This window comes from Candidatus Magnetaquiglobus sp., from assembly GCF_058402785.1.
The window spans coordinates 91417-100249 of record NZ_JBZVFG010000001.1 but is presented as its reverse complement, the minus strand read 5'-3'; the positions used below and the strand labels follow the sequence as shown (position 1 = coordinate 100249).

Below are 8833 nucleotides of genomic sequence, written 5' to 3'. Positions count from 1 at the left end.
GGTGGCGGCGGCGTCTCCTTGGGCGGTGGCGGCGGTGGCGGGGCCTCCTTGGGCGGTGGCGGCGTCTCCTTGGGCGGCGGCGGGGCCTCCTTCGGAATCGCGGGCGGCGTCAACGACTTGGGCGCGGTCGGCTGTTTCTTTGGTGGCATCTCCACCAAAGCCACGGCAAAGACCGGTTGCATCGGTGGCTTCGGCGGCGTGAAAGGCACCAGGAAGAACAGTGCCACCACCAACAGATGGAGCACCACCGAAAACAGCAGGGTGAGACGAGAAAGCATCGAGAATCAGCCAGGGGGTTCGGTGATCAGTCCGACCCGGTCCACGCCCGCCATCTGCAACTGGGTCATCACGGTCATGATCGAACCATACGTGGCGTTGCGGTCACCACGCACATATACCGGGAAATTGGGATTGTTGGCGCGGATGCCGCGGATCTTGTCCACCATTTCGGTGATGTTCACCGCCCGCTCCTCGATGAAGGTGGCCCCATTGGCGGTCACGCTGATCACCAGGGGTTCATGATCCGTGCTCATGGCGTTGGCCTCGGAGTCCGGGAGATTCACCTCCACACCCTGGGTCAACAACGGCGCGGTCACCATGAAAATCACCAGCAGCACCAACATCACATCCACCAGTGGCGTGACGTTGATTTCGCTCATGGTACTGACGCGGTCCGATCCCGAACCGCTCATGTTCATGCTCATGGCCATCAGGTCAGACTCCCGCGACGTGAGGTCTGCCGCTCCAGGATGTTGAGGAATTCCGAGCCGAAGTTCTCCATTTTCTGATGCTGGCGACGCAGATCTGCGGCGTATTTGTTGTAGGCGATCACCGCCGGAATCGCCGCCACCAGACCCATGGCCGTGGCGATCAACGCCTCGGCGATGCCGGGGGCCACCATGGTCAGGGTGGTGGACTTGGCGCCCGCCAGACCCAGAAACGAGTTCATGATCCCCCACACCGTGCCGAACAGGCCGATGAACGGGCTGGTGGAGCCCACGGTGGCCAGAAAGGTCAACCCGCGTCCCAGATTGTCCACCTCGCGGTTCAACGCCACGGTCATGGCGCGCCGCACGTTCATGAACAGATCACCCACCTCGCTGGTTCGGGTGCCGTTCCCCTCCCACCGTTTCCACTCGCGAAAGCCGGTCACGAACACCGTCACGATCGGGCTTTCCGGCCACTCCTGGGCCGCGGTCTGGTAGAGCTTGGCCACGCTGCCACCGCTCCAGAACCGCTCCTCGAACTCTGCGGCATCCTTGGTGACGCGTCGGAACCGCCGCCACTTCTCGATGATGATCGCCCACGAGACGATCGAGGCCAGCAGCAGGGCCAGCATCACCATTTTCACCACTGGGCCGGCCTGGAACACGAGATCCAGAATGCTATGTGAGGTCAATGCTTGTGGATTCACGGCAATTCTTCCAAAGGAGGTTACCGTGGATCGCCGAAAACGGGGGATCCACGGGCTGGGGTGAGGGGGTTCACCCCCCATCTAGAGCCTGCCTGGTGATTCCATGAATGGAATCACCAAACCTGCACGAATCGAAAAAAACGATTCGTGCTTCTCAAATCGCGGCGCAATTGGGCGGGCCATGAATGGCCCGCATCGGCTGTTTGGCCTTTGCCAAACAGCCTCTAGGCAATCCGCAGCCGGTTCAGGATATCCTGGGGGATGCGAACCGGCTTGAAATCACGACTCAACATGGCGATCCGCACCTTGGCCCGGATCAGCGGGGTTGGCTCGGGGTGGCCATCCATTCGGGTGATGGTTTGCGTCAGCGACAGGCTGACGCGTTTGGTCTCCGTCAATATTACCGAAACATTGAGCAGGTCGTCCAGGCGTGCGGAGGCCAAAAAGTCGATTTCCATGTTGACGACCGCGAACAGAAGTCCGCGTTCGCTCGATAACGTCGCCTGTTGGTGGCCAAGATGGCGCAGCCACTCGGTTCTGGCCCGCTCCATGAACTTCAGGTATTCGGCGTGGTAGACCACGCCGCCGGCATCGGTGTTTTCGTAGTAGACCCGTGCCGGCCAGGTGAATGGGTGCGTGATCAAAACAGCGATCCCTGCCATGTCGCCGGCGGCACCCGTTCCAGATGGTGCCAGGCTGCCGGCGTGGTGCGTCTGCCGCGCGGGGTGCGATCCAGAAACCCCTGTTGCACCAGATAAGGTTCGATCACCTCTTCGATGGCGTCGCGGGTTTCGCCGAGCGCCGCCGACAGGGTGTCGAGTCCCACCGGACCCCCGGCGTATTTGTCGATGATGGTCAGAAGCAGTCGTCGGTCCATGGCATCGAGTCCCAGCTGGTCCACATCCAGAAGCGTCAACGCGGCGTCGGCCAGTTCGGCGTCGATGTGGCGGGCTTGACGCACCTGGGCGAAGTCCCGCACCCTTTTCAAGAGCCGGTTGGCGATGCGTGGCGTGCCGCGCGCCCGTTTGGCGATCTCCATGGCACCGGCGGGCAGGATCGGGATGGCCAGCAACTGGGCAGAACGCTGCAAGATTCGCGCCAGCTCTCCGGGGGAGTAGAACTCCATGCGCGCCAGTATGCCGAAACGGTCGCGCAGCGGGTTGGTCAGAAGGCCGGCGCGGGTGGTCGCCCCCACCAGCGTGAAAGGGGGGAGATCGATCTTGATCGAGCGCGCCGACGGGCCTTCGCCGATCATGATGTCGAGTTGATAATCCTCCATGGCCGGATAGAGGATCTCCTCCACCGCCGGACTCAGACGGTGGATCTCGTCCACGAACAGCACGTCGCCGCGTTCCAGGTTGGTCAACAGCGCCGCCAGATCTCCGGCCCGTTCGATGATCGGCCCGGAGGTGGTTTTCAAGCCGCACGCCATCTCGGCGGCGATGATGCGCGCCAGGGTGGTTTTGCCCAATCCGGGCGGACCGTGCAGCAGCAGGTGGTCCAGGGACTCCCCGCGCGATCTGGCGGCGTGGATGAAGACGCGGAGATTGGCCTTGAGCCCCTCCTGGCCGACGAATTCGTCCAGACGCGGCGGTCGCAGCCCCGCCGCGTCGCGACGCTCCTCCTCGGGGTCGGGTAGCGGGGAGAGGATGGGGTTCATCGCGACAGGATCTTCAAGGCGGCGCGCAGGGCGATGGCCGGATCGGAGAGTTCATCGGGCGGCAGGGTGCGCAACACCCGTTCGGCGTCCGGGGCGCGGTAGCCGAGGTTGACCAGGGCGCTGATCAGATCCTGGCGCAGGGAGGGTTGCACCGGCACGGCGGGCGCGGGCGACGGGGCGTTCGGATCGATGGGGTTGGCCGGTTGGGCCTCGGGCAGGGTGCCGGAGATGGTGGCGGGGAGGGCGGGGAGACGATCCTTCAACTCCACCACCAGCCGCATGGCGATCCGTTTGCCGATGCCGGGAATGCGCGCCAGCAGCGTGACATCCTCCCGCGCCAGGGCCGAGACCAGGGCTTCGGGCGCGAAGGTGGAGAGGGCCGCCATGGCCAGCCTGGCGCCAATGCCGGTCACCGAGTTCAACACCACGAACACCTCGCGTTCGGCGGCGGTGGCAAAGCCGTGCAACAGAAAGGCATCCTCGCGCACATGGGTCACGGTGACCAGGTGGACCGCTTCTCCGATGCCGGGAAGCCGCTCGAAGGTGGAGAGCGGAATGAAGACCCGATAGCCCACCCCGCCCACATCCACCACCACCTGGTGGGGCTCCTTTTCCGCCAGAATGCCGCGCAGATGGGCGATCATCGGGTTCTTCCTTTCTGGTGGGGCCTTTTTTGCGTTGGCATGCCATGCGGATGGGCGATCATTTCGGTTTCCCTCCCGCGGCCACGCGGGCGGCGATGCTGGTGCTCTGTTGCAGGTGACACAACGCCCCGGCCAGGGCGTCGGCGGCATCCTGGGGGGGTGCGCTTTCCAGGGTGAGCAGCATGCGGATCATGGCCTGGACCTGTTGCTTCTCCGCGCGACCGAACCCCACCACCGCCTGTTTGATCTGCAGGGCGGTGTATTCGAACACCGGCAGTCCCGCCGCGTCGGCGGCGACGATCGCCACGCCTCGGGCATGGCCGAGTTTCAGGGCGCTCTGCACATTGGCCGAAACGAAGATCTCTTCCACCGTGACCGCTTCGGGTTGATGGTCGCGGATCACCGCGCTCACCCCGGCGAAGATCCTGCCGAGCCTTTCGGGCATGGGGCTCTCCGGCGAGGTGCGGATGCAGCCGTGGGCGACGTGTCGAAACCGGGAGCCGATCGATTCCACCACCCCCCAGCCGGTCACCGTGGTGCCGGGGTCGATCCCCAGAACGCGCATCGCGGTGGTCAACCCAACCGTTCCATGATCTCGTCCGGGATGTCGAAGTTGGCGTGAACCTTCTGAACATCGTCGTTGTCTTCGAGCATGTCGAGCAGCTTGAGCATCGAGGAGGCCTGTTTCTCGTCGTTGAGGGTGACGGTGTTTTGCGGACGGAGGGTCACCTCGGCGGAGAGCGGATTGGCGAAACCGGCCTTGGCCAGGGCATCGCGCACGGTTTCGAACTCCTCGGGGGCGGTGATCACCGCGCACTCGCCATCCGCGGAGAGCATGTCTTCGGCGCCGGCCTCGAGGGCGGCCTCCATGAGTTGTTCCTCGTCAACGTCTTGAAAGAGAAGCTCTCCCTTTTTGTCGAAGAGGTAGGCCACGCAGCCGGAGGCGCCCATGTTGCCGCCGTACTTGTTGAATACGTGGCGCACGTCCGCGACGGTGCGGTTGTTGTTGTCGGTCAGGGTGTCGACGATCACCGCGACGCCACCCGGACCATACCCCTCGAAGCGCACCTCCTTGTAATCGGTGCCATCCTCGGCGCCCGCGCCGCGTTTGACCGCCTTGTCCATCGTGTCCTTGGGCATGTTCTGCGCGCGTGCCGCGAGCAATGCGGCCCGCAGACGCGGGTTGAACGAGGGTTCCGGTCCGCCGATGCGCGCCGCCGTGACGATCTCACGGATCAGCTTGGTGAAGACCTTGCCGCGCTTGGCATCCTGCGCGCCCTTGCGGATTTTGATGTTGGCCCATTTGCTGTGTCCAGCCATGAAAACGTTCTCCTGATGAACGATAAGAGGCTTTGGTGATTCCATTCAGGGAATCACCAAACCTGCACGAAGCGAAAAAATCGATTCGTGCTTCTCAAATTGCTGCGCAATTTGGTGGGCCATGAATGGCCCGCGTCGGCTGTTTGGCCTGCGTCAAACAGCCTCTGAAAAACCGGCGTGGCAGGGCCGGGGCTCCATTTCCTTAATCAAGATTAGACCAATTCTTTCGGTTTCGCCAGTCGTGATGCGCCGTGGTTTGGAGTGCGCGCCGGGCACGCCGTGAATTTTCTGCAAACCGATGGACTTTTGCTTGCGTGAAAAGGAAATTGATTATATCAATCAATCCAGATATACGCCTATCAGGCCGTTTTTATTCATAGGATCGAGAAAAGGTGTCATGAAAAACGTGACAGCAGGGTCGGGCTTGGGTTTGCGTGCCACGATGATCGCCATCGTGACCACGCTGTTGGTCTCGTCGCTGGTCGGGGGCGGTCTGTTGATCCACAGCCTGCGCGCCACGCTGCAAGGCTATGCGGGCATCTCCGATGTGGCGGAAAGGCTCAATGACACCACCCGGCGCATGAATACCCTGATGCTCATGTGCCGGCGCGGCGAAAAGGATTTTCTGTTGCGGCGCGGTGCCGGCGACGTGGAAAAGGTGGTGACCTACTCGGGTCAACTCGAAACCGATGCGCAATTGGCGCGGGAGTTGGCCAAGGATCCCCTGATCGCCGATCCCAAGGATGTGGAGAGCGCCGAGCGGATCCTGGCGAGCACCGGTCGCTATCGCGACGCCTTCCTGGCGGTGGTCAAGGCGGTCGAGGCCAGTGGCGGGAACCTTTCCACCGCCGAGGTGAAGGCCAAAATCGACACCATGCGCGCCACCGTGCATGAGATCGAACCGTTGGTCGAGGAGATCTCCAACCGGGTCGAACTGCGCGCGGAACAGATGCGCGCCGAGATCGCGGCCCGCTCCAACGGGTTGATGAGCACCGCCTTGTGGGTTTTCGGGATCCTGACCCTGATCGGTCTGGGGATCGCGGTCAACGGGGCCCGGCGTGTGCTGCGTCAGATCGGCGGCGAGCCCGCCGTGGTGAGCGACCTGGTGTCGCGCATCGCCTCCGGGGATCTGACCGTGCGCGGCAGTGGGCGGGATGTCGGGCTGCTGGGCGAAATCGTCGCCATGGCCGAGCGGTTGCGCGACATGATCACCCTGATCCGCCTGCAGGGGGTTTCGACCCTGCCGCCGGTGAACGATCAGATCGCCAAGGCCGTGGAGCGGCTGGGACAGGTGGCCGACGAGGTGCGCGGCAGCACCATCTCGGCCCAGTGCTCCAACGAACGCCTGGAGGAGCTGATTCACGAGCAGGTGAAATCCGGCGCGGATTACATCGTCCGCTCCATGGTGGACATCGGCGGCGCGGTGGGCGAGCAGTCCCGTGCCGCCGGCGTGGTCTCGCTGGCCGCCGAGGAGGGGAGCGCCAACACCTCGACCCTGGCCTCCGCCGCCGAGGAGATCAGCGCCAATGTCGGGGAGGTGAACCACAGCCTGGAAGAGGTCGGTCGCATGATCGACAGCGTGACCGCCAGCATGAGCCGTCTGACGCGCAGTCAGGAGGCGGTGCGGCGGCGTTGTCTGGATGCCGACGCCGAGGCTTCTCGGGCCACCGGCATGGCGCGGAACGGTCGCCAGGTGATGGAGGAGCTTACCGAGTCGGCGCAACTGATCGGGCAGATCGTGCAGACCATCAACAACATCGCCGAGCAGACCAACATGCTCGCCTTGAACGCCTCGATCGAGGCCGCCGGAGCCGGCGAGGCGGGCAAGGGGTTCGCGGTGGTGGCCAACGAGGTGAAGGCCCTGGCCCGTCAGACCGCCGAAGCCACCGGGGACATCGGCAGCCGCATCCACCAGATCCAGATGCAGGCCAACGACGCCGCCAGCGCCGTGGACGAAATCGCCGGGGTGATCGAGCGGCTGGCGGATGTCAACCGGGAGATCGTGAATGCCGCCGACGAGCAGGCCCTGGCCGCCACCGACATCGCCCATTCGATGGACGGGGTAACCCGTGCCGCGGACACGGTGATGCGCGGCTCCCAGGAGTTGGGTTCGGCGGTGGACGAGATCGCCCGCACCGCCAACACCCTGGGCAACGGCTCCCGCGAGCTGGCCGACACCGCCACTTCCATGGCCTCGGCCATCGAGGAGACCGCCACCCAGGCCGAACAGTCCAACAAGCTGGCTCAGGCGATGCTCGCCACGGTGGCCGACACGGTGAGCGCCTCCCAGGGGATGCGCGTGGACATGGAACGCACCCGCATGGCCTCCGGGCGGCTCGAATCCACGGCCCAGACCATCTCGTTGCTGATCGACGCGTTGGGAAGCGTGTCGCGTCGATTGCACGACGCCCAGGCCTCCCTGAATACCGGCGCGCCCCCCTTTGACATGCTGCGGGTCAAGACCGCGCACCTGGAGTGGCTGCGCAAGCTCGAGGAGATGATCAACGGCGAAGCGGTGATGAACGAACGGGATGCCGGTGACGCCAGGGCCTGTCCCCTGGGCATGTGGCTGTTCGCCGCCGATGAGGGTGGCCGCTTCGCCTCCCTGTCGGCCTACGCCAGCGTCGAGTCCACCCACGACCGGGTGCATGCCCTGGCGCGCGCCGTGATCCGCGATCACGGCGAGGGCCGAGAGGCGCGCGAAGGTCTGCAACGGTTCAATCAGGAGCGCGATGCCTTGTTCCTTGCCCTGGACCAGCTCTACGTGGAGGCGGCGCGCTCGAGCGGTTGAAAACAGGTGCGTCGGGCGCGGCTCCGACGCATGCCGGACCTCGAATGCCGGCGCCCGGCGACGCACTCGGGGAGCCGGCGCCCGGCGACGCACTCAGGGAACCAGCGCCCGGCGCAATTGTTCGACGTTGTGCCGGAACAGCTTGACATAGGTCGGCGCCGGTCCCTTTTCATCCGAGAGCGCCTCGACATACAGGGTGCCGCCCGGCCTGGCGCCGGTCGCCTCTCCGATCTGGCGCACCACGCGCGGGTCGTTGGAGCTTTCCAGGAAATAGACATGAATCCCCTCCGCGCGAATCTGCCGGATCAGGTTGGCGATATCCCCCGCGGAGGACTCCGACTCGGTGGAGAGTCCCAGCGGCGCGATGAAGGTCAGGCCATAGGCCTCGGCAAAGTAACCAAACGCATCATGCCCGATCAACACCTTGCGCCGCTCTGCCGGAATGGTCCCCATCAGGCGACGGGTTTCGGCATCGAGCGTCTCGATCTCGCCGATCAGACGAATGCCGTTCTCCTGGTAGCTTGACAACCGTTTCGGGTCCGCCGCGCCGAAGGCCTGGACGATGTTGTGGACGTAGATCATCCCGTTGGCGGCGTTGTTCCAGGCATGGGGATCGGTGATTTTGTGGCCATCCTCCTCCATCTGCCTGGGCACGATGCCGGTCGTGGCCACCACCGGCACCCCCTTGAAGCCGGACGCCTTGACCAGACGATCCATCCACCCTTCCAGCCCCAGACCGTTCATGAGAACCACCCGGGCGCCTCTGATGAGGCGCACGTCCGCCGGGGTGGGTTCGTAGGTGTGCGGATCGCGATCCGGACTCACCAGGGTGGTGACCTGGACGTGTTCCCCGCCCACCTGGCGCGCCAGATCGCCGAGAATCGAATGGGTGGCCACCACCTCCATGGGGGCGGCCCGCAGCGGGACCGGAAGCAAACAGAAGAGACCAAACAACAAGATGATAACCGGAAATTTCCTCATGATCGACTCCCTTGCATGGATGT

The 8833-nt window shown here is 64.3% G+C and carries 9 protein-coding genes and 1 pseudogene; 1 reads left to right on the top strand and 9 read right to left on the bottom strand.

Going from position 1 to position 8833, the window contains the following annotated elements; all coding sequences use genetic code 11:
- The 8 genes and pseudogenes from ACV4UY_RS00475 to ACV4UY_RS00440 form a co-directional block, all read right to left on the bottom strand.
- Positions 1-278: pseudogene (locus ACV4UY_RS00475) on the bottom strand (hypothetical protein); the annotation flags it as partial.
- 6 nt (positions 279-284) lie between these two features.
- On the bottom strand, positions 285-710 hold the full coding sequence (gene tolR, locus ACV4UY_RS00470; RefSeq protein ID WP_491605708.1) for a protein TolR: 426 nt from the start codon (positions 708-710) through the stop codon (positions 285-287).
- The gene (tolQ, locus tag ACV4UY_RS00465) at positions 710-1414 is read right to left on the bottom strand and encodes a protein TolQ (RefSeq protein WP_420905935.1); all 705 of its coding nucleotides are present in this window, start codon (positions 1412-1414) and stop codon (positions 710-712) included. Before tolQ ends, tolR begins: the two co-directional genes overlap by 1 nt.
- A 224-nt stretch (positions 1415-1638) precedes the next feature.
- Positions 1639-2058, bottom strand: a complete 420-nt coding sequence (gene ybgC, locus ACV4UY_RS00460; RefSeq protein ID WP_491605707.1) for a tol-pal system-associated acyl-CoA thioesterase — start codon at positions 2056-2058, stop codon at positions 1639-1641.
- Positions 2055-3074, bottom strand: a complete 1020-nt coding sequence (gene ruvB / locus ACV4UY_RS00455) for a Holliday junction branch migration DNA helicase RuvB (protein ID WP_491605706.1) — start codon at positions 3072-3074, stop codon at positions 2055-2057. Before ruvB ends, ybgC begins: the two co-directional genes overlap by 4 nt.
- The gene (ruvA, locus tag ACV4UY_RS00450) at positions 3071-3718 is read right to left on the bottom strand and encodes a Holliday junction branch migration protein RuvA (protein ID WP_491605705.1); all 648 of its coding nucleotides are present in this window, start codon (positions 3716-3718) and stop codon (positions 3071-3073) included. The genes ruvB and ruvA overlap by 4 nt, the downstream gene beginning before the upstream one ends.
- Before the next feature lie 58 nt (positions 3719-3776).
- Positions 3777-4283, bottom strand: coding sequence for a crossover junction endodeoxyribonuclease RuvC (ruvC, locus tag ACV4UY_RS00445; RefSeq protein WP_491605775.1), 507 nt, complete (start codon positions 4281-4283; stop codon positions 3777-3779).
- A gap of 8 nt (positions 4284-4291) precedes the next feature.
- Complete coding sequence (locus tag ACV4UY_RS00440) at positions 4292-5038, bottom strand: YebC/PmpR family DNA-binding transcriptional regulator (RefSeq protein WP_491605704.1); 747 nt, start codon at positions 5036-5038, stop codon at positions 4292-4294.
- A gap of 397 nt (positions 5039-5435) precedes the next feature.
- Between ACV4UY_RS00440 and ACV4UY_RS00435 the strand changes: the two genes are divergently transcribed.
- On the top strand, positions 5436-7829 hold the full coding sequence (locus ACV4UY_RS00435) for a methyl-accepting chemotaxis protein (protein ID WP_491605703.1): 2394 nt from the start codon (positions 5436-5438) through the stop codon (positions 7827-7829).
- Positions 7830-7922: 93 nt separating this feature from the next.
- Here the strand turns inward: ACV4UY_RS00435 and ACV4UY_RS00430 are convergent, their stop codons facing one another.
- Positions 7923-8810, bottom strand: a complete 888-nt coding sequence (locus tag ACV4UY_RS00430; RefSeq protein WP_491605702.1) for a metal ABC transporter substrate-binding protein — start codon at positions 8808-8810, stop codon at positions 7923-7925.
- Between the last annotated feature and the right edge of the window lie 23 nt (positions 8811-8833).